The organism is Streptomyces tauricus, from assembly GCF_014650955.1.
GTDB classification, from domain to species: Bacteria; Actinomycetota; Actinomycetes; order Streptomycetales; family Streptomycetaceae; genus Streptomyces; species Streptomyces tauricus.
This window is the reverse complement of record NZ_BMVY01000012.1, coordinates 152,299-176,705: the sequence shown is the minus strand read 5'-3', so window position 1 is coordinate 176,705 and position 24,407 is coordinate 152,299. Positions and strand designations below refer to the sequence as shown.

Annotated in this window: 26 protein-coding genes and 1 riboswitch; of the genes, 12 read left to right on the top strand and 14 right to left on the bottom strand. The window is 70.9% G+C overall.

What is annotated here, in order from left to right; translation table 11 throughout:
- Positions 1-2: 2 nt before the first annotated feature.
- The 3 genes from bioD to bioB are packed head-to-tail and all read right to left on the bottom strand — an operon-like array spanning position 3 to position 3,274.
- Complete coding sequence (gene bioD, locus IE278_RS20520; protein WP_189774372.1) at positions 3-722, bottom strand: dethiobiotin synthase; 720 nt, start codon at positions 720-722, stop codon at positions 3-5.
- A gap of 1 nt (position 723) precedes the next feature.
- Positions 724-2,049: an adenosylmethionine--8-amino-7-oxononanoate transaminase gene (locus IE278_RS20515; RefSeq protein WP_189774370.1), complete on the bottom strand. Its 1,326-nt coding sequence runs from the start codon at positions 2,047-2,049 to the stop codon at positions 724-726.
- Positions 2,042-3,274: a biotin synthase BioB gene (gene bioB / locus IE278_RS20510; RefSeq protein WP_189774368.1), complete on the bottom strand. Its 1,233-nt coding sequence runs from the start codon at positions 3,272-3,274 to the stop codon at positions 2,042-2,044. Before bioB ends, IE278_RS20515 begins: the two co-directional genes overlap by 8 nt.
- Positions 3,275-3,518: 244 nt before the next feature.
- Here bioB and IE278_RS20505 point away from each other — a divergent pair, with 244 nt between their 5' ends.
- Positions 3,519-4,709, top strand: coding sequence for an 8-amino-7-oxononanoate synthase (locus IE278_RS20505; RefSeq protein ID WP_189774366.1), 1,191 nt, complete (start codon positions 3,519-3,521; stop codon positions 4,707-4,709).
- Here the strand turns inward: IE278_RS20505 and IE278_RS20500 are convergent.
- Both IE278_RS20500 and IE278_RS20495 read right to left on the bottom strand, forming a co-directional pair.
- Positions 4,690-4,926: a DUF397 domain-containing protein gene (locus IE278_RS20500; protein ID WP_189774364.1), complete on the bottom strand. Its 237-nt coding sequence runs from the start codon at positions 4,924-4,926 to the stop codon at positions 4,690-4,692. The two genes, IE278_RS20505 and IE278_RS20500, sit on opposite strands and share 20 nt — an antisense overlap.
- Before the next feature lie 9 nt (positions 4,927-4,935).
- On the bottom strand, positions 4,936-5,793 hold the full coding sequence (locus tag IE278_RS20495; protein ID WP_189774362.1) for a helix-turn-helix domain-containing protein: 858 nt from the start codon (positions 5,791-5,793) through the stop codon (positions 4,936-4,938).
- Positions 5,794-6,053: 260 nt separating this feature from the next.
- Between IE278_RS20495 and IE278_RS20490 the strand changes: the two genes are divergently transcribed.
- On the top strand, positions 6,054-6,497 hold the full coding sequence (locus IE278_RS20490) for an ATP-binding protein (protein ID WP_189774360.1): 444 nt from the start codon (positions 6,054-6,056) through the stop codon (positions 6,495-6,497).
- Between the two features lie 12 nt (positions 6,498-6,509).
- Here the strand turns inward: IE278_RS20490 and IE278_RS20485 are convergent, their stop codons facing one another.
- From IE278_RS20485 to IE278_RS20470, 4 genes are all read right to left on the bottom strand, one after another.
- On the bottom strand, positions 6,510-7,019 hold the full coding sequence (locus IE278_RS20485) for a DUF6328 family protein (RefSeq protein ID WP_189774358.1): 510 nt from the start codon (positions 7,017-7,019) through the stop codon (positions 6,510-6,512).
- A 184-nt stretch (positions 7,020-7,203) separates the two neighbouring features.
- Positions 7,204-7,677 (bottom strand): C40 family peptidase, encoded by a 474-nt coding sequence (locus IE278_RS20480; protein WP_189774356.1) that lies wholly within the window; start codon positions 7,675-7,677, stop codon positions 7,204-7,206.
- A 3-nt stretch (positions 7,678-7,680) separates the two neighbouring features.
- Positions 7,681-7,836, bottom strand: a riboswitch (cyclic di-AMP (ydaO/yuaA leader).
- Between the two features lie 378 nt (positions 7,837-8,214).
- On the bottom strand, positions 8,215-8,523 hold the full coding sequence (locus IE278_RS20475) for a hypothetical protein (RefSeq protein WP_189774355.1): 309 nt from the start codon (positions 8,521-8,523) through the stop codon (positions 8,215-8,217).
- A 7-nt stretch (positions 8,524-8,530) separates the two neighbouring features.
- Positions 8,531-9,250, bottom strand: coding sequence for an ATP-dependent Clp protease proteolytic subunit (locus IE278_RS20470; RefSeq protein ID WP_189774353.1), 720 nt, complete (start codon positions 9,248-9,250; stop codon positions 8,531-8,533).
- A 70-nt stretch (positions 9,251-9,320) separates the two neighbouring features.
- Here IE278_RS20470 and IE278_RS20465 point away from each other — a divergent pair, with 70 nt between their 5' ends.
- The gene (locus tag IE278_RS20465) at positions 9,321-9,611 is read left to right on the top strand and encodes a type II toxin-antitoxin system Phd/YefM family antitoxin (protein WP_189774351.1); all 291 of its coding nucleotides are present in this window, start codon (positions 9,321-9,323) and stop codon (positions 9,609-9,611) included.
- Between the two features lie 130 nt (positions 9,612-9,741).
- Here the strand turns inward: IE278_RS20465 and IE278_RS20460 are convergent, their stop codons facing one another.
- Positions 9,742-10,701 (bottom strand): ABC transporter permease, encoded by a 960-nt coding sequence (locus IE278_RS20460; protein ID WP_189774349.1) that lies wholly within the window; start codon positions 10,699-10,701, stop codon positions 9,742-9,744.
- Between the two features lie 233 nt (positions 10,702-10,934).
- Between IE278_RS20460 and IE278_RS20455 the strand changes: the two genes are divergently transcribed.
- The 8 genes from IE278_RS20455 to IE278_RS20420 all read left to right on the top strand — a co-directional run bounded on the left by IE278_RS20455 (position 10,935) and on the right by IE278_RS20420 (position 18,334).
- Positions 10,935-11,567, top strand: a complete 633-nt coding sequence (locus tag IE278_RS20455) for a TetR/AcrR family transcriptional regulator (RefSeq protein WP_189774347.1) — start codon at positions 10,935-10,937, stop codon at positions 11,565-11,567.
- 320 nt (positions 11,568-11,887) lie between these two features.
- Entirely contained in the window at positions 11,888-12,190 is a 303-nt protein-coding gene (locus IE278_RS20450; protein ID WP_107018782.1) for an urease subunit gamma, read from the top strand.
- A gap of 16 nt (positions 12,191-12,206) precedes the next feature.
- Positions 12,207-12,518 carry an urease subunit beta gene (locus IE278_RS20445; protein ID WP_189774345.1) on the top strand — a complete coding sequence of 104 codons (312 nt, stop codon included), beginning with the start codon at positions 12,207-12,209 and terminating at the stop codon, positions 12,516-12,518.
- Positions 12,511-14,232: an urease subunit alpha gene (locus tag IE278_RS20440; protein ID WP_189774342.1), complete on the top strand. Its 1,722-nt coding sequence runs from the start codon at positions 12,511-12,513 to the stop codon at positions 14,230-14,232. The genes IE278_RS20445 and IE278_RS20440 overlap by 8 nt, the downstream gene beginning before the upstream one ends.
- 73 nt (positions 14,233-14,305) lie before the next feature.
- Positions 14,306-14,980 (top strand): urease accessory protein UreF, encoded by a 675-nt coding sequence (locus tag IE278_RS20435; RefSeq protein WP_189774341.1) that lies wholly within the window; start codon positions 14,306-14,308, stop codon positions 14,978-14,980.
- Between the two features lie 157 nt (positions 14,981-15,137).
- Complete coding sequence (ureG, locus tag IE278_RS20430; RefSeq protein WP_189774339.1) at positions 15,138-15,821, top strand: urease accessory protein UreG; 684 nt, start codon at positions 15,138-15,140, stop codon at positions 15,819-15,821.
- Complete coding sequence (locus tag IE278_RS20425; protein ID WP_189774336.1) at positions 15,809-16,588, top strand: urease accessory protein UreD; 780 nt, start codon at positions 15,809-15,811, stop codon at positions 16,586-16,588. The genes ureG and IE278_RS20425 overlap by 13 nt, the downstream gene beginning before the upstream one ends.
- 159 nt (positions 16,589-16,747) lie before the next feature.
- On the top strand, positions 16,748-18,334 hold the full coding sequence (locus IE278_RS20420; RefSeq protein ID WP_189774334.1) for an alpha/beta hydrolase: 1,587 nt from the start codon (positions 16,748-16,750) through the stop codon (positions 18,332-18,334).
- A 167-nt stretch (positions 18,335-18,501) separates the two neighbouring features.
- Here IE278_RS20420 and IE278_RS20415 read toward each other — a convergent pair whose 3' ends face one another.
- Positions 18,502-19,224: a lysophospholipid acyltransferase family protein gene (locus tag IE278_RS20415; RefSeq protein ID WP_189774332.1), complete on the bottom strand. Its 723-nt coding sequence runs from the start codon at positions 19,222-19,224 to the stop codon at positions 18,502-18,504.
- 205 nt (positions 19,225-19,429) lie between these two features.
- Complete coding sequence (locus IE278_RS20410; protein ID WP_189774330.1) at positions 19,430-20,572, bottom strand: aromatic acid exporter family protein; 1,143 nt, start codon at positions 20,570-20,572, stop codon at positions 19,430-19,432.
- Positions 20,573-20,822: 250 nt separating this feature from the next.
- Between IE278_RS20410 and IE278_RS20405 the strand changes: the two genes are divergently transcribed.
- Complete coding sequence (locus IE278_RS20405) at positions 20,823-22,007, top strand: alcohol dehydrogenase catalytic domain-containing protein (protein WP_189774328.1); 1,185 nt, start codon at positions 20,823-20,825, stop codon at positions 22,005-22,007.
- Positions 22,008-22,204: 197 nt separating this feature from the next.
- Here IE278_RS20405 and rocD read toward each other — a convergent pair whose 3' ends face one another.
- Together rocD and ddaH are read right to left on the bottom strand one after the other, a co-directional pair.
- Positions 22,205-23,437: an ornithine--oxo-acid transaminase gene (rocD, locus tag IE278_RS20400; protein WP_246570429.1), complete on the bottom strand. Its 1,233-nt coding sequence runs from the start codon at positions 23,435-23,437 to the stop codon at positions 22,205-22,207.
- Positions 23,434-24,255 (bottom strand): dimethylargininase, encoded by an 822-nt coding sequence (ddaH, locus tag IE278_RS20395; RefSeq protein WP_189774326.1) that lies wholly within the window; start codon positions 24,253-24,255, stop codon positions 23,434-23,436. Before ddaH ends, rocD begins: the two co-directional genes overlap by 4 nt.
- Between the last annotated feature and the right edge of the window lie 152 nt (positions 24,256-24,407).

Genomic DNA, 24,407 nt, shown 5'->3' with positions numbered 1-24,407 from the left:
CCTCAGGGGCGCACGTGCGCCGAGGTGAACGCAGCCGCGTCCCAGGTCCCGCCCAGGCGAGGCGCCAGCCAACCCACCGCCGCGACCCGGAAGTCACCCACCGGCACCCGGCCGGCGCCCTCCGGCAGCGCCCCCAGCAGCGGCGCCCCCGCCACCACCGGCAGATCCCCCAGATTGCAACGCGACGCGAGGTCCGGATCGTTCGGCCAGCTCCCCACCACCACGCCGAGCAGATCGAGCCCCCGAACCCCCAGCTCCCGAGCCGTCAGCTCCGTCGTGTTGAGCGTGCCGAGCCCGGCGGACGCGACCACCACCACGGGCGCCCCCAACAACCGCGCCGCGTCCGCGAGCGTGCCGCCCTCGTCGTCGAACCGTACGAGCAGCCCGCCCGCGCCCTCCACCAGCACGAGGTCGTGCTCGGTGGCCAGCTTGGCCGCGGCCTCCGCCACCTGTTCGGGCCGCACCGGCGCGAGACCGGCCCTCCGCGCGGCCGTGGCGGGCGCCAACGGCTCCGGGTACCGGGCCAGTTCGACCGCCGTGACCGCGCCCGCGAGCCGCGCCACCTCCTCCGCGTCCCCGGCCTCACCCGGCAGCACGCCCGTCTGCGCGGGCTTGAGCACGGCCACCGACCGCCCCGCGGCGACGGCCGCCGCGGCCACGGCGGCCGTGGTGACGGTCTTGCCGACCTCCGTGCCCGTCCCCGTGATCACCAGTACCGTCATCTCAACCCTCCCGTGCCGCCGCGCACACGGCCGCCGTGATCCGCGCCAGATCGGCGTCACCGGTGACGTACGGCGGCATCGTGTAGACGAGGTCCCGGAACGGGCGCAGCCACACACCCTCGCGTACCGCCGCCCGGGTCGCCGCCGTCATGTCGATCTCGTGGTCCACCTGCACGACCCCGATGGCACCGAGGACGCGTACGTCCCGGACACCGGGCAGTTCCGCCGCGGGCGCCAGGCCGTCCCGCAGCCCCGTCTCGATCCGCTTGACCTCGGTCCGCCAGTCCTGGCCGAGGAGGAGGTCGATGGAGGCGCAGGCCACGGCGGCTGCCAGGGGGTTGCCCATGAAGGTCGGGCCGTGCGCGAGGACGGGTACCTCGCCCCGCGAGATGCCCTCCGCGACCCGCGCGGTGCACAGCGTCGCCGCCATCGTCAGATATCCGCCGGTCAGCGCCTTGCCGACGCACATCACGTCCGGGGTCACCCCCGCGTGCTCGGCCGCGAACAAGGCTCCCGTACGCCCGAAGCCCGTCGCGATCTCGTCGAACACGAGCAGCACGTCATGGGCGTCGCACGCCTCGCGCAGCACCCGCAGATACGCGGGGGAGTGGAACCGCATCCCGCCCGCGCCCTGCACCACCGGCTCGACGATCACCGCCGCCAGCTCGTCGGCGTGCCGCTCGATCAGCGCACGCAGATGATCGGCGTACGCCTCCTCGTACGCGACCGGTGGCGCGTCGGCGAAGACCTGGCGCTGGAGCACGCCCTGCCACAGTTCGTGCATCCCGCCCTCGGGGTCGCACACCGACATCGGCTGCCAGGTGTCGCCGTGGTAGCCGCCGCGCCAGGTCAGCAGGCGCTGCTTACCGGGGCGGCCGAGCGAACGCCAGTGCTGGAGGCACATCTTGACGGCGACCTCGACGGACACCGAGCCGGAGTCGGCCAGGAAGACATGCTCAAGTCCTTCCGGTGACATGTCGACAAGGCGCTTCGCCAGTCGTACGGCCGGCTCGTGCGTGAGCCCGCCGAACATCACGTGGCTCATCCGGCCGAGCTGGTCGCGGGCGGCCTCGTTGAGGACGGGGTGGTTGTAGCCGTGGATGGCGGACCACCAGGACGACATGCCGTCGATCAGCTCGTCGCCGCCACCGGCCAGCCGCAGCCGCACCCCGCTCGCCGACTCCACGACGAGCGGTTCCTGCCGGCCGGGCATCGGCCCGTACGGGTGCCAGACGTGCCGCCGGTCGAGTTCGAGCAGCTCACGCACGGCAGGCCCGGGGGGCTCGGCAGGCCCGGAAGGGCCGGGGGACGGGGGCAGGTCAGGCATTGGGCGCGAGGTCCGTTCCGGCGCCCCGACGGCGTACCGAGACCAGGTCCGTACGCGCCTCGGAGACCGGCTCCTTGCGGGGCGGCTCCCGGTCGGCCGAGCCGCAGGGCCCGCAACCGCCGCCCGCGTGCGAGCCGCACCCCGCGTCCGCGCCGGCGTCCGCGCCGGCGTCCGTGCCGGCGTCGGCGCCCGCGTGCGAGCCGCATCCGGCGTGTGCGGTGGCCCGGTGCTCCGGGAGCGTCACCTCGCCCGTGCCCTCCACCTCGAAACCGGCGTCCGCGATCATGTCGAGGTCCGCCTTGCCCGCCTGGCCCTCACTGGTGAGGTAGTCGCCGAGGAAGATCGAGTTGGCGAGGTGCAGGGCGAGGGGCTGCATCGTACGGAGATGGACCTCGCGGCCGCCCGCGATCCGTACCTCGACGTCCGGGCAGACGAACCGGACCATCGCGAGGATGCGCAGACACCGCTGCGGGGTGAGGTTCCACTCCTTGGCGAGCGGGGTGCCCTCGAAGGGGATCAGGAAGTTGACCGGCACCGAGTCCGGGTCGAGCGCCCGCAGCGCGTAGACGACGTCGACGAGGTCCTCGTCGCTCTCGCCCATGCCCGCGATCAGACCGGAGCAGGCGGACAGACCCGCCGCGTGCGCCTTCTGGACCGTATCCACGCGGTCGGCGTACGTGTGGGTGGTGGTGATGTCCCCGTACGTGCTCTCGGACGTGTTGAGGTTGTGGTTGTAGGCGTCCGCCCCCGCGTCGCGCAGCCGCTCGGCCTGGCCGTCGGAGAGGAGCCCGAGGCAGGCGCACACCTCGACGCCCTCGTTCTGGTCCTTGATCGCCTTGATGGTGTCCGAGACCCGGTCGACGTCACGGTCCGTGGGACCGCGTCCGCTCGCCACCAGGCACACCCGCTTGGCGCCGCCCGCGAGCCCGGCCGCCGCGGCCTCGGAGGCCTGGTCGGGCTTGAGCCAGGTGTACTTGAGGATCTCGGCCTTCGAGCCGAGCCGCTGCGAGCAGTAGGAGCAGTCCTCGGGACACAGACCCGACTTGAGGTTGACGAGGTAGTTGAGTTTCACCCGTCGGCCGAACCACTGCCGGCGTACCTTGCCGGCCGCGGCCACCACATCGAGGAGTTCGTCGTCGGAGGTGGCCAGCACGGCCAGTGCCTCGTCGCGGGTCGGCAGCTCGCGCCGAAGCCCCTTGTCCAGCAGCGTGTTCAGCAGGTCCATGAGGTCCGATCCTGGCCTATCCGACCGCGCCGGGCCAAGGAGGGACCGGACAACAGAGACGGTTCGACGTGTGGGTATTGCCACATCATGGGCGGCTGGTGGTCCCGCTAGGGTCTGTGCGTTGCCTACAAAAGGCGGCTGTGCGTGGTCTGCACAGGGCAGTGGGGACGGCCGGGCGGAAAGTCGTGTGTCGGGGCCCCATGGGACACCCGTACCCACCCCCCATCTCATGGCCGGAGGACATATGGCTCGATCGCCGTTCGAGTGGATCGACGAGCAGGCGCGGGCGCGCTCCCGGGCCGGACTCGTCCGTACCCTGCGCCCGCGCCCCGCCGACTCCGAACTCCTCGACCTCGCCGGGAACGACTATCTGGGCCTGGCCCGGCACCCCGAGGTCACGGAGGGCGCCGCACGGGCCGCCCGGACGTGGGGCGGCGGCGCGACCGGCTCCCGGCTCGTCAGCGGTTCGACGGAACTGCACGCGGAACTCGAACGCGAGCTGGCCGAGTTCTGCGGCTTCGAGTCCGCCCTCGTCTTCTCCTCGGGCTACGCGGCCAACCTCGCCGCGGTCACCGCGCTGGCCCCGCACGGCTCCCTCATCGTCTCCGACGCGGGCAACCACGCCTCGCTCATCGACGGCTGCCGGCTCGCGCGGGGCACCACGCAGGTCGTCGCCCACGCCGACCCCGACGCCGTCCGCAAGGCGCTGGACACGCGGACCGGGCCCGCGATCGTCGTCTCCGACACGGTCTTCTCGGTGGACGGCGACGCGGCCCCGCTGACGGCACTGGCCGCGGCCTGCCGGGAAGCCGGTGAGCCCGGTGAGTCCGGTGCGAGCAGGAAGTCCGGTGCTTCCGGCAGACCCGGCGCGGCGCTGGTGCTGGACGACGCGCACGGTCTCGGTGTCATCGGCGACGGCGGACGGGGCGCCGCGTGGGCGGCGGGACTCGCGGGCGCGCCCGACGTCGTCGCCACCGTCACCCTGTCGAAGTCGCTCGGCAGTCAGGGCGGTGCCGTCCTCGGACCGGCCCACGTCATCGACCATCTGGTGAACGCGGCCCGCACCTTCATCTTCGACACGGGTCTGGCTCCGGCGGCGGCGGGCGCGGCCCTGGCGGCCCTGCGTCTGCTGCGCGAGGAACCGGAACGGGCCGCACGCGCGCGTGCGGTGGCCATCTCCCTGTACGAGCGCCTGACGGCCGAGGGCCTCGAAGCCGTACGGCCCGACGCCGCCGTCGTCTCCGTACGCGCGCCCTCCCCGGAGCAGGCGCTGCGCTGGGCGGCGGAGTGCCGTGCGGCGGGTCTGGCCGTCGGCTGCTTCCGTCCGCCGTCGGTGCCGGACGGCATCTCACGACTGCGGCTCACGGCCCGCGCGGATCTCACCGAGGGGCAGCTCGACCGGGCGGTCGGCGTGATCATCGAAGCGCGCCGATAAAGCCTTCCCAGGCCGCGGGGCCGAAGAGGAGGGCGGGCCCCGACGGGTTCTTGGAGTCGCGCACCGCGAGCAGTCCGGCCCAGGGGCCGGAGTCCGGCCGGGCCGTCTCGACGCAGTTGTTCATACCCGTGCTGCGGCTGCTGCGCTGCCACCGCAGACCGGGCGGATGAGCGCTGGGACGGGTGCTGGAAGGTACGTACCGAGGCGTGGCGGGCATGGTGCCTCCTTATGCGCCGTCAGCTACACCGGCGATGAAGTCCAACGTGTCCTCGGGCGAAAGGGCCTGGCCCTGAAGGGAGTTGAAGGCCTCCTCGTACGACCGGAGGTCTTCTCTCTGTTCGAGATAAAGGCTACTCGTCAAGTGGTCTAGAACAACCACATCCAGATCAGATCTGTTCGGAAACGAAAAAATAACAAAGGGCCCGGTGACTCCGACGTGGGCGCCGACTCCGAAGGGCAGCACCTGAATCCGCACGTGAGGGAGGTGCGCGGCCTCCCGGAGCCGGTCCAACTGCCGCGCCATGACCTCCGGTCCACCGACGGTCCGACGCAGCACCGCCTCGTCCAGAACGGCACTCAGTCGAAGCGGTTTGTTCGAACGCAGTACGTCCTGGCGCGCGAGGCGAACCTCCACCAGGGCGTCCACCTTGCCGTCGTGCGCCCCGTCCACCGCGGCCCGGGTCACCTCGCGGGCGTACTCCGGCGTCTGCAGAAGGCCCGGCACCACGGAGTTCTCCAGCGTGCGCATCGCACCCGCCTGCGACTCCAGGCTGATGAAGTCGCTGTACGTCGACGGCAGGAGGCCCCGGTAGGCGTGCCACCAGTGGTGCCGGCCGTCGTCGTCCGCGCCCGCCAGCACGACCAGCAACTCGTACAACTCCGGGTCCCGGACGTCGTACGCGTCCAGGAGTCTCCGCACGTCGGCGGGCTTCACCCCGCTGCGGCCGGTCTCGATCCGGCTCACCTTCGACTGGTGCCAGCCCACGAGGCGCGCCGCCTCACCGCTCGTGAGGCCCGCGCGGGCGCGCAGGGCTCGCAGTTCGGCGCCGAGCTTGCGTCGGCGCACCGCGGGGCCGTACTGCATGGCCGTCTCCTTCCGACCGTCGCGCAGGCGCTACAACGCCCGGCGTCACGCCGACGGTAGAGGACAAACCAGCTGCCCGCCCAAATACGGTCGACGGTCGCAGAGTTCACCGCTTCGAGCGACAGATATATGCATATCTTGGTGGATCGGCACCACGAACGCCGAGGTAGTGGTACTCTGGCGCAAGCACCAGTCCGGGACTGTCGCGAAGTCACCCGCTTCGGTCGGACCCCGGTCCCGTGGGAAAGGGACGACGTCGCATGGCAGACCACCAGGAAGCATCCGTCACTCTGCCGAGCGATCCCGCCTCGGTCTCCACCGCCCGTACGTATGTCACCGACGTCCTGGCCGAATGGGGACTGCCGTCCGACTCGGACACCGCCGACACGGTACGGCTCATCGTCTCCGAACTCGCCACGAACGCGGTACAGCACACCTTCGGGCTGTCACCCACCTTTACGGTGGACATCGAGCTCGACCGTGACGAACAACTGCGCATCGGGGTGACCGACAGCCACCCGCGCTTCCCGAAACGGCTGCCCGCCGCCGTCCAGCAGGACAACGGCCGCGGCATGGTGATCATCCGCTGGCTGACCGCGGAATCCGGTGGCAAGCTCACGGTCCGGCCCACCAGAGAGGGCGGAAAGACCGTATCGATCATGCTGCCCTGGACGGTCCCGGTGGAGCCGGTGCGGGCGGACTGAGCCCCGCGCGGACTACTCGTCCCGCGCGCTCTTGTCGGGGACCTTGTCGGCGGCCCGTTTCAGCAGGTACGGCAGGACCTCCCACAGCCCGACACACAGGAGCAGAGTGGTCGCCCCGGCCACGATCCCCTCGGTCCGGTCCACCGCCACGTCCACGACGAGCAGTACGGAACCGGCGAGAGCGAGCGCCAGCACGGCCAGACCGGCCTGCGCGAGCCGGGACGAGGCATTCACCACCTGCGGCTTGGCGCCCTGCTGGAACAGCCTGCGATGCAGGGCGGCGGGGGCGGTGAAGAGCGCGGCCGCCAGGACCGAGAGCAGCAGCGTGACGACGTACGTGGTGCGCTGCACGTCGTCGAGGGAGGGGAACCGCGGGGTGAAGGCGAGGGTCAGCAGGAAGGCGAAGAGGATCTGGACGCCCGTCTGAGTGACCCGGAGCTCCTGGAGGAGCTCGTTGAAATTCCGGTCGGCGCGCTCAAGACGTGTCTCGTCGCGCTCCTCATGAGGGTGACGTTCGGCCATAGCTGAACGAGTAACCATTCAGCCGTCGAATTCACGCGGCGCGCCCGGGTCCCGGATACACGTCGCGTCCGGGGCGGCGAGGGGCGTCGGTCCCGCACGGGGTGCCGGGCTCCGGGGCCCGCACGAGGTGCCGGGTTCCGCACGGGGTGGCCGTGGTGAGCGCCACGGCCACCCCGTGGGCGGATCACCTGACCCGGCCGTACCAGACGCTCTTCGTCCAGATCTTCTGGAGCTTCACCACGTCCCCGGTCTTCGGGGAGTGCCAGATCCGTCCCTTTCCGGCGTAGATGCCTACGTGGTAGACGTTCCGGCCCGAGTGGAAGAAGACCAGGTCCCCCTGCTTGCGGTTCGAGGAGGAGACGTGCTTCGTCTTGTTGTACTGGGCCGCGGCCGTGCGGGGCAGCTTCTTGCCGACCTTCTTGAACGAGTACAGCGTGAGGCCGGAGCAGTCGAAGCGCTTGGGCCCCGCGGCCCCGTACTTGTACGGGGCACCCTTCTTGGAGGCCGCCACCTTGAGTGCCTTCGTCGCGGGCGTGGCCGCTTCCGCGTCGGTCGCGAAGCCGGGGGCCACTATGCCGCCGCCTACGGCGGCGATGGTGAGAACCGATGCGGTACCGGCCCTGCTGAACAGCGACGGGACACGATTGAGCGCAGTCATGCGCAACCCTTCGTCAGCCGCCTGTGAAGGATGACCTGTCGGATTCGGGCTGGCGAAGTTGCCCGGCCGCAGCTGCGGCTTCACCCCAAGGACCACTCGGATCTCTCCGGCGGCCCGTCGTGCCTGGGTCCTCCACTCCTGCCGATGCACTTCTGTCGACCGGTCATCCGGGCAGCGGCAGGACTCGGCGTCCGCCCGGACCGCCCCGCCTCTTGTGGCGGGGGCTTGTCGTCGCAGGGATCTTGACGCACTGATGTCCCAAAAGCCGAGCGGAATCGGCGATTTGTGGGCTTACTCACCACTCACCCGTTCGGGTGGACAGCCCTTTCTACGGCTGGGCGTCGAGAGCCTCAAGGACCCTCGCACCAGCACCGGAATGGTTGATTCCGCCCCGGACGTACGCGCGTTGCGCAACTCCCGGGGGCCTGCGGGAGCAGTTCCGAATACGCCAACCGGGGGTACGCCTTCTGGTCCGTTTCAACTCCCGTGCGGACGCCTCGTCAAGTGCCTGCGTGAGGCCGGGGCCGTGTGCGTACGTCAGGTGTCAGAGTCGGGCGGCAGGGCGACCCGGCCCGCCCTGCGCTCACCGTCGAGGACGCGCAGAGCGCGGGCCAGGGTTGCCGCGTGCAGCTCGTGTTCGCCCCGTTGGTGCATCAGGGTCAGGGCGTCGCGCAGCGCGGTGGCCCTGCCGACCAGCGCCTGGGCCGCGCGCAGTCCGCGGTAGGTGTCGCCGGAGTGTGCCGGGTTGATCCGGCCGAGCAGGTCGACCACCTCCAGATAGCGGTCGATCAGCTCGCCCTCGGCCCGCGTCAGGGCCGGCAGCGGAGGCAACTCGGGTGGAAGCATCGACGGATCACCCCGCGCCGGGTGCGTCGGATGTGCCGGGGGCGTGGGATGCGCCGGACGGGCTGGAGGTGCCGGACGCGCCGGGTGTGTCGGACGCGCCGAGGGTGGCCTTGCGGCTGGGGATGATCCGGTCGACCAGGCCGTACTCCAGGGCCTGGCGGGCGTCGAGGATCTTGTCCCGTTCGATGTCCGCGCCGATCCGCTCCCGGCTCTGCCCCGTGTGCAGGGCCAGCATCTCCTCCATTCGGGCGCGGGTACGCAGCAGTTCGTCGGCCTGGATGGCCAGGTCGGACGCCTGTCCCTGGACCGGCTCGGACAGGGACGGCTGATGGATCAGGACGCGGGCGCCCGGGAGCGCGTACCGCTTGCCCGGTGCGCCGGCCGCGAGCAGCACCGCGGCGGCCGACGCGGCCTGCCCGAGGCAGACGGTCTCCACCTCGCAGCTGACGAACCGCATCGTGTCGTAGACGGCCGCCATCGCGCTGAAGGAGCCGCCGGGGGAGTTGATGTAGAGCGAGATGTCCCGGTCGGGTGCCTGGTACTCCAGGTGCGTGAACTGGGTCATCACGTCGTTCGCGGACGTGTCGTCGATCGGCGTCCCGAGAAACACGATCCGCTCTTCGAGGAGCTTGGAGTACGGGTCCATGGTCCTCGTCCCCGAACTGGTGCGCTCGGTGAACTCGGGCAGGACGTGGCGGGCGGACGGTCGGGCGGGCGGTCGGGTCATGACACACGCCTCCTCCGGGAGAGGTCCTGTAAAAAATGTACAGGACGTACATGACGTTATGATGGGGAGCATGGCCTACGAGATTCCGGTGACGCAAGCCAGGGCTGAGCTCGCCGACCTGATCAACCGCGTGGTGTACGGCGCGGAACGCGTCGTCGTGACGCGCCACGGAAAGCCCCTCGTCGCCCTGGTGTCCGCGGCTGACCTGGAGCGACTTGAGAAGCTCGACGCGGTGGGCGACGAGCAGGTGGTCAGCGCGGTGTCCGGCGTCCACGGGGTCGCGTCCACGCCCGCGTCCGCTCCGGGCGAACGTCAGCGGTTCGGAATCGCGGCGGAGCATCGAGGGCCGGGGGTGTCGTAGGGGCGGGGAACTGCGTGGCCGGCACCCGCCGGCCCGCACCCCGCGTCGAACGCGAGCGCAAAGGACCGTGCACCCCCGTCCGCTACTGCGGGGGTGCACGGTCGGTCTGTGGGGCGGGTCGCGTGGACGGTCAGGACGTGAGGGGGGCCGGCTCAGGGGCCGACGACCCGGACGACCTGCGCCGCTTCAGCGCGCTGCCCAGCAGCACCGCCCCGAGCCCCAGCGCCGCCCACCACGCCAACGTCAGCGCGGGCCCGGACGCCGCCGCTCCGTCGAAGAAGGAGACCGAGCGCAGAAGCGAGGCCCCGGCCCCCGGCGGCAGCCACTGGCCGATCACGCCGACCGGCGCCGGCAGCATCTCGGGCGCCGAACTCGCCCCGGAGAACGGATTGCCGAGCATCATCACGACGAACGCGCCGAGCCCGATCCCCGGCGTGCCGAGCAGCGCCGCGAGTCCCGCGACGGCGGCGCTCACGGCCAGCGTCGAGAGCGCCAGCGCGCCCGCCTCGGGCCACCAGCTACCGGTGAAGGCGCCGAGCCAGCTGCCCGCGATGAGCGCGGCCACCGTACCGACGACCGCCGCCGCGCCGATCAGCGCGGCGACCGCGCGTCGGCCGCGCAGACCCAGCAGGGTCACCACGGCGCCCGCGGCGATACCGGCCAGCGTCATGGGCAGCACGCTCGACGTCAGGACCGCGCCGCGCGGGTCGTCCGCGGAGGCCGGTACGACGTCGACGGTCTCCATCGGGGCGCCGCCCGACTGTTGGGCCACCGCCTGCTGGAGCGACTGCGCCACGAGCGGGCTCGCCGCCGAGGCCGTGAGCAGCTTGGGGCCCTGCTCGGTGACGACGACCGCGCCGTATACGGTCCGGTCCTCGATGGCGTCCCGGGCGGCGGCCTCGTCCGTGTAGTGGTGGATCTCGAAGGCGCCCTCGTGTGCTTCGAGTTGCTTCTGTACCTGGGCGGTCGCGGTCGCCGGGCCCGCCACGCCGAGCGGCAGGTCATGGGGGGCGGTACGGGCCGCGGGCCAGGCGAAGGCCCACAGGGCGAGCGCCGCCAGGACCGGGACCAGCAGGACGACCGCCGCCATGTGGCGGCGGTGCGAAGGCTGTTGTGCGGGGCGGGGTGTCGACGCGCTCGGCGTCGGCGTCGGCGTCGATGACGTGGGCGTGGATGCGGGCGTAGCGGAGGTGGCCGACATGCTTCTTTCCTCGATTCGAGTGAGTGCGGCTAAAAAGAAGGATCGTTCGTTTTAGCTGTGGGTTCACTGTCACGCCGACGCTTGAGCTTGTCAAGAAGGAATGTTCGTTTTAGTTTTCGTTCATGGCTCGCGTATCCCAGGAACACCTCGACGCCCGTCGCCGCCAGATCCTCGACGGCGCGGCCCGCTGCTTCGCCCGCAACGGCTTCCATGCCACGTCGATGCAGGACGTGCTGAAAGAGGTGAACCTCTCGGCGGGGGCCGTGTACCGCTACTTCAGCGGGAAGGACGAGCTGATCGCCGCGATCGTCACCGAGGTCCTCGGGGGCGTCCGTGAGGCCTTCGAAGACGCCGCCCGGCATACCCCGCCACCCATGCCCGACGTGCTGGTGGGGCTGGTCATGACCCAGGTACTCGGGCTGGGGGGTCCGGGGAAGCACGGTCTGACCTGGGAGGGGGAAGCGTCCTTTCCGCGGCTGATGGTCCAGGTCTGGACGGAGACCCTCCGCGACAGTGAGCTGTCGGCGTTGCTGCGGGAGGGGTTCGGCGCGGTGCGTGACGCGTGGGTGAAGGTTGTCGAGGGGTATCAGGAGGCGGGGGTGATGCGGGCGGATGTTCCTGCGGAGCATGTGGCGCGGACGCTGATTGCTGCGGCGCAGGGGTTTGCTGCGCAGCAGGCGCTGTTCGGTACCGCGCCGGTGGAGGTGCTGCAGGATGGGCTGCGGGGGTTGATGAGCGTGAGGGCGCCGGGGTAGTCCTGCGCCGTTCCCCGCGCCCCTCAAGAGACTGCGCCGTTCCCCGCGCCCCTAAATGCCTGCGCCGTTCCCCGCGCCCCTTGTGGGGGGTGTCGGGGTGAGCGTGGCTCGGGTGGGGGCGGTTAACGTGTCTGAAACTCTGCGCAACTAGCCTGCACCACCACGTCACCAGGGGTTTTCGGGGCGGAGGGCGCGTCCAGGCGTGTCTTCCGGCCGTGTGTCGCAGTCACGGCAGGTACGTACTGCGGTCGGACCCGGCATGGTGGCTGCGGCAGCCGGACCCCGCACGGTCCGGAGCGAGGACTGTGAGGTGGGAAGCCGTGCAACTGACGCCGCACGAGCAGGAGAGGCTGCTCATCCATGTGGCCGCCGACGTGGCCGAGAAGCGCCGGGCCCGGGGGTTGAAGCTGAACCACCCCGAGTCCGTCGCACTGATCACCTCGCACATCCTCGAAGGGGCGCGGGACGGCCGCACGGTGGCCGAACTCATGGCCTCCGGACGCAAGATCCTCACCCGCGAGGACGTCATGGAGGGCATCCCCGAGATGATCCACGACGTACAGGTCGAGGCCACCTTCCCCGACGGCACCAAGCTCGTCACCGTCCACGACCCGATCGTCTGACGGGGGAGCGGCAGCCATGATTCCCGGAGAGATCCTGTTCGCCGACGGGCCGGTCGCCTTCAACGAAGGCCTCGCGGTCACCCGGCTCACCGTCCTCAACGCCGCCGACCGGCCCGTCCAGGTCGGTTCCCACTACCACTTCGCCGAGGCCAACCCCGGCCTCGACTTCGACCGCGCCGCCGCACACGGCAAGCGGCTGAACGTCGCCGCCGGCGCCGCCGTGCGCTTCGAGCCCGGGATCCCCGTCGAGGTCGAACTCGTCCCGATCGCCGGCGCCCGTGTCGTGCCCGGTCTGCGCGGCGAGACCGGAGGAGCCCTCGATGCCTGAGATCTCGCGTGCCGCCTACTCCGACCTGTTCGGGCCCACCACCGGCGACCGGATCCGGCTCGCCGACACCGACCTCCTGATCGAGATCGAGGAGGATCGTTCCGGCGGGCCCGGACGCGCGGGTGACGAGGCCGTGTTCGGCGGCGGCAAGGTCATCCGGGAGTCCATGGGGCAGGCGCGGGCGACACGCGCCGAGGGCACCCCCGACACGGTCGTCACGGGCGCGGTGATCGTCGACCACTGGGGGATCATCAAGGCCGATGTGGGCATCCGCGACGGCCGTATCACCGGCATCGGCAAGGCCGGCAACCCCGACACCATGGACGGGGTGCACCCGGACCTGGTCATCGGCCCCGAGACCGAGATCATCGCGGGCAACGGGCGCATCCTGACAGCCGGCGCCATCGACGCCCATGTGCACCTGATCTGTCCGCAGATCGCCGACGAGGCGCTGGCTTCCGGGATCACCACCCTCGTCGGCGGCGGCACCGGACCCGCCGAGGGGTCCAAGGCCACCACCGTCACCCCCGGCCCATGGCACCTCGCCCGGATGCTGGAGGCGATGGAGCAGTACCCGCTCAACTTCGGGCTGCTGGGCAAGGGCAACACCGTCTCGGAAGAGGCGATGCTGTCGCAGCTGCGCGGCGGCGCGCTCGGCCTCAAGCTCCACGAGGACTGGGGCTCCACGCCCGCCGTCATCGACGCCGCGCTCACCGTCGCGGACCGGACCGGCGCCCAGATCGCCATCCACACGGACACCCTCAACGAGGCCGGGTTCGTGGCCGACACGCTCGCCGCCATCGCGGGGCGCACGATCCACGCGTACCACACGGAGGGTGCGGGCGGCGGGCACGCGCCGGACATCATGACCGTGGTGTCCGAGGCGCACGTGCTGCCCAGTTCGACCAACCCGACCCGGCCCTACACCGTCAACACCGCCGAGGAACACCTCGACATGCTGATGGTCTGCCACCACCTGAACGCCGCCGTGCCGGAGGACCTGGCCTTCGCGGAGTCCAGGATCCGGCCCACCACCATCGGGGCCGAGGACATCCTGCACGACCTCGGCGCGATCTCGATCATCTCCTCCGACGCCCAGGCCATGGGGCGCGTCGGCGAGGTCATCATGCGGACCTGGCAGACCGCGCACGTCATGAAGCGGCGGCGGGGAGCGCTGCCGGGGGACGGGCGCGCGGACAACCGTCGTGTACGTCGCTATGTCGCCAAGTACACGATCAATCCGGCCATCGCTCAGGGGCTCGCCCGTGAGATCGGTTCCGTCGAGACCGGCAAGCTCGCCGACCTCGTGCTGTGGGAACCCGCGTTCTTCGGGGTCAAGCCGCATCTCGTCGTCAAGGGCGGGCAGATCGCGTACGCGCAGATGGGCGACGCCAACGCGTCCATCCCGACGCCTCAGCCGATCCTGCCGCGGCCCATGTTCGGGGCGATCGGGCGGGCACCCGCGTCCAACTCGTTCAACTTCGTCGCGCCGATCGCCATCGAGGACGGGCTGCCGGAGCGGCTCGGGCTCGGGAAGCGGTTCGTGCCGATCGAGTCGACGCGGGGGGTGACCAAGGCGGACATGCGGGAGAACGACGCGCGGCCGCGGGTGCGCGTCGATCCCGACAGCTTCGCCGTCACGATCGACGGGGAGTTGGTGGAGGCGACGCCTGCGGCCGAACTGCCCATGGCCCAGCGGTATTTCCTGTTCTGAGGCATCTTCTGTCCTGAGGCTGGGGCTGACATCGGCCCCGGCCCGACAACGACCCAGCGTTCCGAGGTTCGTCATGTCGCGTGCTGCGTTGCTTGTGCTGGCCGACGGCCGGTTTCCCGCCGGAGGGCATGCCCACTCCGGCGGGGCCGAGGCGGCGGTCAAGGCCGGCCGGATCACCGGGGCGGCGGACCTGGAGGAGTTCTGCCGGGGGCGGTTGCACACCGCCGGGCTCGTGTCGGCCTCGCTCGCCGCCGCTGCCGTACTCGGGCTCGATCCGGTGGAACTGGACGGTGCCGCGGACGCGCGTACGCCCTCGCCCGCGTTGCGGGTCGCCTCGCGCAAGCTCGGGCGGCAGTTGATGCGGGCCGCTCGGGCGACCTGGCCGTCCGCCGAACTCGACGCGTTGGCGGGGCGGTTCCCCAAGGGTGCGCATCAGCCGGTGGTCCTCGGGCTGGTCGCCCGGGCCGCTGGGCTCGGGGCGGACGATGCGGCGTACTGCTCCGTGTACGAGTGTGTCAGTGGGCCGGCGAGTGCGGTGGTGCGGTTGTTGAGTCTGGATCCGTTCGACGCGACCGGGGTGTTGGCTCGGTTGGCTCCTGAGGTTGATCTGGTCGCACATCGGGCGGTTGAGGGGGCGCGGTGTGCGGGTGAGGGTGGGGTGGGGGTGTTGCCTGCGGGGGGTGCTCCGCTGTTGGAGATCGGGGCGGAGGTGCATGCCGCCTGGGCCGTGCGGTTGTTCGCGTCCTAGGGGGTTTCGCCCCCGCCGCCCCTACCCGTTCCCGTCCCGCATGGGGGCTGCGCCCCCTCGCCCCCGCAATCGCGCTTACGCGCTCGTCCTCAAACGCCGGACGGGCTGAAAGGCAACCAGCCGGACGGGCTGGAAGACAACAGTTGGAGTTGTAGTCATGCATCTCGATCATCACCACACCCATGACGGGCCCGGTGCCGTCAGTGCCGATGCTCGTCGGGCCGACGGGCGGCGGCGGGCTCTGCGGATCGGGCTCGGGGGGCCCGTGGGGTCCGGGAAGACCGCCACCGTGGCCGCGCTGTGCCGAGCGTTGCGCGACGAGTGGTCGTTGGCCGTTGTCACCAACGACATCTATACGCGCGAGGACGCCGAGTTCCTGTTGCGGGAGGCCGTGCTGCCGCCCGAGCGGATCACCGCCGTCGAGACCGGGGCCTGTCCGCACACGGCGATCCGTGACGACATCTCCGCGAATCTCGAAGCGGTCGAGGATCTGGAGGACGAGGTCGGGCCGCTGGAGCTGATCCTCGTCGAGTCGGGGGGCGACAATCTGACGGCGACCTTCTCCAAGGGCCTCGTCGACGCGCAGATCTTCGTGATCGATGTCGCGGGTGGCGACGACATTCCGCGCAAGGGCGGGCCCGGGGTCACCACCGCCGACCTGCTCGTGATCAACAAGACGGACCTCGCGCCCTACGTGGGGTCGGATCTCGGCCGCATGGCCGCCGACGCGAAGGCACAGCGGGCCGAACTGCCGGTGGTGTTCCAGTCGTTGCGCGCCGAGGACGGTGTCAAGGACGTCGCCGCCTGGGTGCGGGAGCGGCTCGCCGCGTGGGCGGAGTGAGAGAGACGGCCGGGGCGGCGGGCGTGCTCGCCGTCGCGCGGATCGGGGCCCGTCCGGACGGGCGGGGCGGTACCGCGTTGCCCGTTCTGGAGAGCGGGGGGCCGCTCGCCCTGCGGCGGACGCGGGCCGGTGGGTCCGAAGCCCGCGTCATGCTGGTCGGGGCGATGAGCGGGCCGCTGGGCGGTGACCACTTCACGGTGGAGGCCGATGTGGCCGAGGGGGCGCGCCTGCACGTCGGGTCGGCCGCGGCCACCATCGCACTGCCGGGGCAGGCCAAGGGCGAGGCGCGTTACGACGTACGTCTCACGGTGGGGGACAGCGGTGAACTGTGCTGGCTCCCCGAGCAGTTGATCTCAGCCAACGGCAGTGGACTGCAGGTCACGACACGTGTCGAGCTCGCGGCGGGCGCCCGGCTGACGTTCCGCGAGGAGCAGGTTCTCGGGCGGGTCGGTGAGGAGCCAGGGTCGCTCACGAGTCGGCTCACCGTGCTGCTCGGCGGGCGGCCGCTGCTCGACCAGGAGCTCTCCTGCGGGCCCGGGGCACCCGGTGGCTGGGACGGGCCCGCCGTGCTGGCCGGGCATCGCGCACTCGGCCAGCTGCTCGTCGTACGGCCCGAGTACGCGACGCGGCCGGTCGAGACGCGGTTGCTGGGGGAGTACGCCGTACTCGCCCCACTCGCCGGGCCTGGCGCCCTGGTGACCGCCGTCGCCGCCGACGCGCTCCAGCTGCGCCGCACCCTCGACGAGGCCCTGCGGCTACTGGGCTGAAGCATCCGCGAAACGAACATCACCGCTCAACGGACAGAAGTGTTCCGGTTATCGGATTGGCAAAGAAGACACATCGCCCCTGTTCTCAGGTACCTCACAGCCGAAAGGATCCCCCGTACTGACCACGACGACAGTAGGGGGAGAACTCTCTTGAGAGGTATGAGAAAGGTGACGGCGTTCGGCTCGGCCGGAGCGCTCGTCACCGCGACACTCATAGCCGGTGCCGTCGCGGCTCCGACGGCCACCGCGGAATCCCGCCACGGTCAGAACAGCCACGTCAGCCAGGCGCGCGGCGCCGAGATCGCCGCCGCCCGCGCGGCCAAGGCCGGCATCGACTGGCAGGACTGTCCGGCGGACTGGGGGATCGCGAAGCCCATCCAGTGCGGCTGGGTCACCGTGCCGCTCGACTACGCGAAGCCCAACGGCAAGAAGATCAAGCTCGCCGTCGACCGCATCGGCAACACGGGCACCAAGGCGGAGCGCCAGGGCGCCCTCGTCTACAACCCGGGCGGCCCCGGCGGCTCCGGACTGCGCTTCCCGACCCGGGTCACCAACAAGAACCCGCTGTGGGTGAACACCGCGAAGGCGTACGACTTCGTGGGCTTCGACCCGCGCGGCGTCGGCCACTCGGCGCCCATCTCCTGCATCGACCCGCAGGAGTTCGTGAAGGCACCCAAGATGGACCCGGTGCCCGACTCCGAGGCCGACAAGCGCGCCCAGCGCAAGCTCGCCGCCGAGTACGCGGCCGGCTGCGCCGAGCGCAGCGGCGAGATGCTGCCGCACATGACGACCCCGAACACCGTCCGTGACCTGGACGTCATCCGGGCCGCGCTCGGCGAGAAGAAGCTCAACTTCCTCGGCGTCTCGTACGGCACGTACATCGCCGCCGTCTACGGCACCATGTACCCGACGCACGTGCGCCGCATGATCGCGGACAGCGTCGTCAACCCGTCGCGCGAGAAGATCTGGTACGAGGCCAACCTCGACCAGGACGTCGCCTTCGAGATGCGCTGGAAGGACTGGCAGGACTGGGTCGCCAAGAACGACGCCGCCTTCCACCTCGGCGACACCCGGGCCGAGGTCCAGGAACAGTGGCTGAAGCTGCGTGCCACCGCCAAGAAGAACCCCATCGGCGGGGTCGTCGGCCCGGCCGAGCTCATCGGCTTCTTCCAGAGCGCGCCCTACTACGACTCGTCGTGGGTGCCGGTCGCGACCGTCTTCAGCAAGTACGTCGCCGGTGACACCCAGGCGCTCGTCGACGCCGCCGCGCCTGACCTGACCGACACCGCGGGCAACATCGCCTCGGAGAACGGCAACGCCGTCTACACGGCCGTCGAGTGCGCCGACGCCAAGTGGCCCACCAGCTGGAAGAAGTGGGACCGCGACAACTCGAAGCTGCACAAGAACTACCCGTTCATGACGTGGGCCAACGCCTGGCTGAACCTGCCGTGCGCGACCTGGCCCGCCAAGCAGCAGACCCCGGTGAACGTGAAGACCGGCAAGGGTCTGCCGCCCGTCCTGATCGTGCAGTCCACGCGTGACGCCGCCACTCCGTACGAAGGCGCCGTCGAACTGCACAAGCGGTTCAAGGGCTCCCGTCTGATCACCGAGAAGGACGCGGGCTCGCACGGCGTGACGGGGCTGACCAACCCGTGCGTCAACGAGCGGGTGGACACCTACCTGCTCACCGGCAAGGTCGACGCGGCCGACGTGACGTGCACCCCGCACGCCACGCCCAAGCCGTAGCCATAGCTGTAACGCAGGCAGGCGAGGAGGGGGAGGGGGCGGCCGTTCACGCGGCCGCCCCCTCCCCCGTGCCGTGCCTCAGGCGCCTTGCTCGGCGAGCCGGGCGTCCTCGGACGCGTAGTCGAAGGCTCAGCAACCAAGGAGAGGATGACGGTGTGCGCGGAGCCTCAACGCTGGGGCAGGCGCGGGAACTTGCGGGACTTCGCCTTCTCCGCGGCCTCCGCCGCCTTCACGTCGGCCGCGTACCGGTCCACGTACTCCTGCTCGGAGAGGGTGAGGATCGCGTACATGATCTCATCGGTGATGGCGCGCAGGATTGCCTTCTCGTTCTCCATGCCCGCGTAGCGGGAGAAGTCGAGGGGTTCCCCGAAGCGGATCGCCACGGGGTGCACCTTGGGGATCTTCCGGCCGGGGGGCTGGGCCTCGAACGTGCCGATCATCGCGCACGGGATGACGGGCACCTCGGCCCTGAGCGCCATCACGGCGACGCCGACCTTGCCCTTGTAGAGGCGGCCGTCGTGCGAGCGGGTGCCCTCCGGGTAGATGCCGAGCAGTTCGTCCTTGCTCAGGACGCCGAGTCCTTCACGGATCGCCGCCTTGCCCGCCTCCTTGCCGGAGCGGTCCACCGGGATCTGCCCGGCGCTGCGGAAGAAGAACGCCGTCAGCCGGCCCTTGAGACCGGGCCCCGTGAAGTACTCGGCCTTGGCGAGGAACGTGATGCGCCGCTTGAGGATCGCGGGCATCAGGAAGTGGTCCGAGAACGACAGGTGATTGCCCGCGACGATGGCCGCCCCCGTCGCCGGTACGTGCTCCAGACCCTCGATCCGGGGCCGGAAGACCAGCCGCAACAGCGGGCCCAGGATCACGTACTTGAGAACGTAGTAGAACAACGGGTCGCTCCTCGCTTCGCCGGATCGACCGGACAGGTCCTGGCTGGTCAAACAGGTGTGCTGCGGGACGCCAGTGTAGGTGCAGGCCTCCGCCCCTGTAACCGCCCCTGATCGGACTCATGCTGGACCGACGAGCCTTGCCGCACCACCCACCGAGACACCGAATGGCGAGTTCCCGCCGCACCCGACACTCGGCCCCCGCCTTTCAGGGGCGCGGGGAACTGCGCGCCCGGTCCTCTGTGGTGTCGTCGTCCCACGAGTCGACCACCATGGTCAGGTCGTCCAGCAGGCGCTCCGTGTCCGCCGTCAGACCGCCGAGAGCGGGCATGGCCTCCTGACGGCCCTCCGCGAGGAACGCGGCCAGCCGGTCCTGGGCCGCGACGGCCGCCTGGAGCGACTGGCGGGCCCGGTGATGCCCGTCGTCCGCGCCGTCCCGGCAGTCGAGGACGTCACCCGCCGCCCGCAGGAGCGGCGACAGGATGCCCGGTACGCCGAGTGCGGACTCCGGGTAGGAGACCGCCTCGGACAGCGACCGCGTGATCGCCCTGATGTGCTCGGTGATCCGGTCCCAGGTGAAGTCCCACTCGGCGGACGGCGGCGCGGCGGCCGAACGGCGCATCCTGCGCCCCGGGTTGAAGCGGTGGCTCTCGTCCGACCACCGGCGCGCGGTCCGCAGTTTCGTCACCTCGTCGGCCAGCCGCACCGCGCTGTCGTACCAGCCGCGGGCCCGCTCCTCGTCGTACGACGTCTCGATGCCGTCGGCTACCTCGTGCAGCAGGCGGGCGCAGTCCCGCGGCAGCCGGGCGCGCAGATGGTGGACGCGGCCGGAGTGGACCGGCGGCAGGACGGTCGCGTTCACGGCGATCCCGATGGCCGCTCCGAGCAGGGTCTCCAGCAGCCGGTGCAGTATGTCGAAGCCGCTGTACGTGCCGTAGGCGAGGACGAACAGCGCGGCCGTCGGCGCGTAGAGGCCCTGGGTGCCGAGCCGCGCGTAGTTGCCGAGCAGCACGGTCAGCGGCAGGGCCAGCGCCATCGCTGCCATCGTGTCGTGGGTCAGCGCGAGGGCGGCGGTGGCGAGCAGGGTGCCGGTGACGACCACCACGACCTGCTGCAGAGCGGTCAGCAGCGAGCGGTAGACGGTGCTCTGCACCAGGAACAGCGCGGTCCACGGTGCCAGGAGCGCCATCGGCGCGTTCCACCACCAGCCGGCGAGAGCCCAGGCCAGCAGCGCGGCGCCCGCCGCCTTCAGCGACTGGACCGCCGTCTCGCGCTCAGGCCCGGCCTCGGTGAAGCATCTGCGCACCGAACGCCCTACGGCGGCGGCCTCCCGGATGAGGGCGTTCCACAAGTGACGTTCCCTTTCTTTCACCGCGCATCGGCACAGGCCGCTCGAAAAGTACCGACCCTCGAAGAGTGATGGGCCGCGCCCGGCCCAGGTACCCGGGCAGGGGAGCGGTCACGCTTCCCACGGGCGGCGGTTCGGCCGGAGTGCCACCCGGCGGTTCGGCCGGAGTGTCTGCCGGAGTGTCGGAATGCGGAGAAAGGGGACTCGGGCGATGGCAGTGGACAACGATCACGATCGCTGGAGGAGCCATACCATGCGCGCACTGACCTGGCAGGGCAAGCGGGACGTCCGGGTGGAGACCGTCCCGGATCCGCGCATCGAGAAGCCCGACGACATCATCGTCCGGATCACCTCCACCGGCCTCTGTGGTTCCGACCTCCACCTGTACGAACTCTTCGGCCCCTTCATCGACCCCGGCGACATCCTCGGTCACGAGCCGATGGGCGTCGTGGAGGAGGTCGGGCCGGAGGTCACCGCCCTGGCGCCCGGCGACCGGGTGGTCATCCCCTTCAACGTCTCCTGCCGCGACTGTTACATGTGCGACCAAGGACTCCAGTCGCAGTGCGAGACGACCCAGGTGCGGGAGCGCGGCAGCGGCGCCTCCCTGTTCGGGTACACCAAGCTGTACGGGCAGGTGCCGGGCGGACAGGCCGAGTTCCTGCGGGTGCCGTTCGGCAACAAACTGCCCATCAAGGTGCCCGAGGGGCCGCCGGACGACCGGTACGTCTATCTCTCGGACGTCCTGCCCACGGCCTGGCAGGCGGTGGAGTACGCGGCCGTTCCGCCGGGCGGCAGCCTCACCGTGCTGGGCCTCGGCCCCATCGGCGACATGGCCACCCGGATCGCCCAGCAGCGCGGCGCCGGCCTGGTCATCGGAGTGGACCTGGTCAAGGAGCGCCTCACCCGGGCCAGCGCCCACGGCGTCACGTGCTTCGACGCCCGCATGAACGGCAAGGACCTGGCGGACGCCGTCCGGGACCTCACCGACGGGCGCGGGACCGACGCCGTCATCGACGCCGTCGGCATGGAGGCGCACGGGGCGCCCTTCGCCAAGGCGGCCCAGTGGGTCACCGGCCTGCTGCCCGACGCGGTGGCGCAGCCGATGATGGAGAAGGCGGGCATCGACCGGCTGGGCGCGCTGTACGCCGGCATCGAGCTGGTGCGCCGCGGTGGCACGCTGTCCATCTCCGGGGTCTACGGCGGCGCGGTCAGCCCGATGCCGCTGCTGACGATGTTCGACAAGCAGATCCAGGTGCGGATGGGGCAGGCGAATGTGTGGCGCTGGGTGGACGACATCCTGCCGCTGCTGACGGATGAGGATCCGCTCGGCGTGGATACGTTCAAGACGCACTCCATGGCGCTGGAGGATGCGCCTAAGGCGTACGCGATGTTCCAGGCGAAGGAGGACGGGATGGTCAAGACGCTCTTGAAGCCCTGACGGACCACGGCGCCTTTTGGGGGCGCGGGGAACGGCCTCCGGCCCGGTGGGGCCTGTTGCGCTGTTCCCCGCGCCCCTGAAAGGCGTAAAGACTGCGCCGTTCCCCGCGCCCCTAAAGGCCAAAGACTGCGCCGTTCCCCGCGCCCCTAAAAACTGCGCCGTTCCCCGCGCCCCTGAGGGGGCTGGGGGCCCGGGGCTCAGGCGCCCTTGCGGAGGATCTGCTCCAGGGTGCCGAGGGCCATGGTCAGGTCCTCGTTGGTGATCGTCAGGGGTGGGGCCAGGCGGATCGTCGAGCCGTGGGTGTCCTTGACCAGGATTCCCTCGCGCATCAGCGACTCGCTGATCTCGCGCCCCGTACCGATCGCGGGGTCGATGTCGACGCCCGCCCACAGCCCGCGCGCCCGGAAGCTCCGTACGCCCTTGCCGACCAGGGCCGTCAGGCCGTCCCGCAGGACGACGCCCGCCTCCTCGGCCCGGCGCTGGAACTCGCCGGTCTCCAGCAGTTCCACCACGGCGGAGCCGACCGCCGCGGCCAGCGGGTTGCCGCCGAACGTCGAGCCGTGCTCGCCGGGCCGCAGCACCTGGAGCACCTCGCGGCGCGCGACCACCGCGGAGACCGGCACGATGCCGCCGCCGAGCGCCTTGCCGAGCAGCACCACGTCCGGGACGACGTCCTCGTGCTCGACGGCCAGGGTGCGGCCCGTGCGGCCGAGGCCCGACTGGATCTCGTCGGCGATGAAGAGGCACCCCGTCCGCCGGGTCACCTCCCGCACGCCCCGCAGATAGCCGTCGTCCGGGATGACGACGCCCGCCTCGCCCTGGATCGGCTCGATCAGCACGGCCGCGGTCGTCTCGTCGATCGCCGCTTCGAGCGCGGCGAGGTCGTTGTAGGGGACCACCCGGAACCCGGGGGTGAAGGGGCCGAACCCGGCGCGGGCGCTCTCGTCGGTGGAGAAGCTCACGATGGTCGTCGTACGGCCGTGGAAGTTGTCCGCGGCCACCACGATGGTCGCCCGGTCGGCGGGGACGCCCTTCACGTCGTACGCCCACTTGCGGGCCACCTTGACGGCGCTCTCCACGGCCTCGGCGCCCGTGTTCATCGGCAGCACCATGTCCAGGCCGGTCAGCGCGGCCAGGGACTCGGCGAACCCGGCCAGCCGGTCGTTGTGGAAGGCGCGCGAGGTCAGCGTCAGCTGGTCGAGCTGGCGGTGCGCGGCCTCGATCAGGGCCGGGTGGCGGTGCCCGAAGTTGAGCGCCGAGTAGCCGGCCAGCATGTCGAGGTAGCGGCGGCCCTCGACGTCCTCGACCCAGGCGCCCTCGGCGCGGGCGACGACCACGGGCAGCGGGTGGTAGTTGTGCGCGAGGACGGGCTCCTCGGCGCGGATCAGCTCGGCGGACGAGCGCAGGGAACGGCTGGGCGCGACAGTCATGAGCGGATCTCCTGTGTGCAGCACTTGATGCCGCCGCCGGCCTTCTGGAACTCCGACAGGTCGACGGGGACGGGAACATAGCCGTGGCGGTCGAGTTCGCCCGCGAGGGCCTCGGCCCGCGGCGCGATGAAGACGTGACGGCCGTCCGAGACGGAGTTCAGCCCGAACGCCATCGCGTCCTCGTGGGTGGCGACCACCGCGTCCGGGAAGAGCAGGCGGAGCACCTCGCGGCTGCCCGCCGAGAACGCCTCCGGGTAGTACGCGATGTTCGCCTCGGGGCCGTCGTCGAGCACGAACAGCGCGGTGTCGAGGTGGTAGAAGCGCGGATCCACCAGCGTGAGGCTGACCGTGGGGACGCCGAAGTACTCCTGCACCTCGTGGTGGGCGGCCCGCGCCGTACGGAATCCGGTGCCCGCCAGGAGATGGCGGCCGGCGAACACCAGGTCGCCCTCGCCCTCGCACACCGACTCCGGCTGGCGGACGTCGAAGCCCGCGCTCCTGAACCACGTCTCGTACGCCGTCGACTCCGGGCGGCGCTGCGGGGCGTGGAAGAGCGAGCCGAAGACCCGGCCGGCCACGACCAGCGCCGAGTTCGCGGCGAAGACCATGTCCGGCAGACCGGCGACCGGCTCCACGCTGTCGACGGTGTGGCCGTGGGCGCGGTAGGCGGAGACCAGCTCCGCCCACTGGCCCCGGGCCAGCTCGACGTCGACCTGCGTGTCCTCACGCATCCAGGGATTGATGGCGTACTGCACGGCGAAGTGTCTGGGTTCGCAGACCAGAAACCGCCTGGGGCGCGGCACACGGCTCATGGGCACAGAGGGGCTCCTCCGCTTTCCTGAGGTGTCGGGTGGTATGCCTCAACGGTAGGAAGCGCGGGAGCGGCGCGACAAGAATCAGAAATTGCGCGCTGCCGAAGAAACGCTGCGTCTTTGGCGGCTTCGGCGCACGTTTGATGCGCGCTTGACCC

Bases quoted from the DNA above. Each gene is read 5' to 3' on its own strand.
- IE278_RS20420 (WP_189774334.1), top strand. From the start codon at position 16,748: ATGAGAAAGGTGACGGCGTTCGGCTCGGCCGGAGCGCTCGTCACCGCG.
- IE278_RS20490 (WP_189774360.1), top strand. From the start codon at position 6,054: ATGGCAGACCACCAGGAAGCATCCGTCACTCTGCCGAGCGATCCCGCC.
- IE278_RS20455 (WP_189774347.1), top strand. From the start codon at position 10,935: ATGGCTCGCGTATCCCAGGAACACCTCGACGCCCGTCGCCGCCAGATC.
- IE278_RS20500 (WP_189774364.1), bottom strand. From the start codon at position 4,926: ATGCCCGCCACGCCTCGGTACGTACCTTCCAGCACCCGTCCCAGCGCT.
- rocD (WP_246570429.1), bottom strand. From the start codon at position 23,437: ATGACTGTCGCGCCCAGCCGTTCCCTGCGCTCGTCCGCCGAGCTGATC.
- IE278_RS20435 (WP_189774341.1), top strand. From the start codon at position 14,306: ATGTCGCGTGCTGCGTTGCTTGTGCTGGCCGACGGCCGGTTTCCCGCC.
- IE278_RS20475 (WP_189774355.1), bottom strand. From the start codon at position 8,523: ATGCTTCCACCCGAGTTGCCTCCGCTGCCGGCCCTGACGCGGGCCGAG.
- IE278_RS20480 (WP_189774356.1), bottom strand. From the start codon at position 7,677: ATGACTGCGCTCAATCGTGTCCCGTCGCTGTTCAGCAGGGCCGGTACC.
- bioB (WP_189774368.1), bottom strand. From the start codon at position 3,274: ATGGACCTGCTGAACACGCTGCTGGACAAGGGGCTTCGGCGCGAGCTG.
- IE278_RS20485 (WP_189774358.1), bottom strand. From the start codon at position 7,019: ATGGCCGAACGTCACCCTCATGAGGAGCGCGACGAGACACGTCTTGAG.
- IE278_RS20465 (WP_189774351.1), top strand. From the start codon at position 9,321: ATGGCCTACGAGATTCCGGTGACGCAAGCCAGGGCTGAGCTCGCCGAC.
- IE278_RS20470 (WP_189774353.1), bottom strand. From the start codon at position 9,250: ATGACCCGACCGCCCGCCCGACCGTCCGCCCGCCACGTCCTGCCCGAG.
- IE278_RS20505 (WP_189774366.1), top strand. From the start codon at position 3,519: ATGGCTCGATCGCCGTTCGAGTGGATCGACGAGCAGGCGCGGGCGCGC.
- IE278_RS20445 (WP_189774345.1), top strand. From the start codon at position 12,207: ATGATTCCCGGAGAGATCCTGTTCGCCGACGGGCCGGTCGCCTTCAAC.
- IE278_RS20515 (WP_189774370.1), bottom strand. From the start codon at position 2,049: ATGCCTGACCTGCCCCCGTCCCCCGGCCCTTCCGGGCCTGCCGAGCCC.
- IE278_RS20460 (WP_189774349.1), bottom strand. From the start codon at position 10,701: ATGGCGGCGGTCGTCCTGCTGGTCCCGGTCCTGGCGGCGCTCGCCCTG.
- IE278_RS20440 (WP_189774342.1), top strand. From the start codon at position 12,511: ATGCCTGAGATCTCGCGTGCCGCCTACTCCGACCTGTTCGGGCCCACC.
- IE278_RS20405 (WP_189774328.1), top strand. From the start codon at position 20,823: ATGCGCGCACTGACCTGGCAGGGCAAGCGGGACGTCCGGGTGGAGACC.
- ureG (WP_189774339.1), top strand. From the start codon at position 15,138: ATGCATCTCGATCATCACCACACCCATGACGGGCCCGGTGCCGTCAGT.
- IE278_RS20495 (WP_189774362.1), bottom strand. From the start codon at position 5,793: ATGCAGTACGGCCCCGCGGTGCGCCGACGCAAGCTCGGCGCCGAACTG.
- bioD (WP_189774372.1), bottom strand. From the start codon at position 722: ATGACGGTACTGGTGATCACGGGGACGGGCACGGAGGTCGGCAAGACC.